The 272-nt window shown below is 38.2% G+C and carries 1 pseudogene; it reads left to right on the top strand.

The window, feature by feature from the left end:
- Positions 1-169: 169 nt before the first annotated feature.
- Positions 170-272: pseudogene (locus tag V7659_RS31980) on the top strand (transcriptional regulator); the annotation flags it as partial.

Genomic DNA, 272 nt, shown 5'->3' with positions numbered 1-272 from the left:
ACACATATTATAAGCCAGCTTGTGCTATTCTATAATATACGCTTTACGCGTACCTTCATTGCCATTATAGTCACATAACGCGAATTAATCAAGAAATTATTACGCATAACGCGTACACTCTTTGTCAAAATATGATATACTGTTGTTGTATATAAAGGAGCGTTCATGTATGATACTCGATCGTTTAACCACCCTTAGAAAAAAGAAAAAATGGTCTCTCCAGCATACGGCAGATCGCCTAGGTATCGCCAAAAGCACCTATGCCGGTTACG

It is taken from the genome of Neobacillus drentensis (genome assembly GCF_036966985.1).
GTDB lineage: Bacteria > Bacillota > Bacilli > Bacillales > Cytobacillaceae > Neobacillus > Neobacillus drentensis_E.
This window is presented reverse-complemented; position numbering and strand designations above follow the sequence as displayed.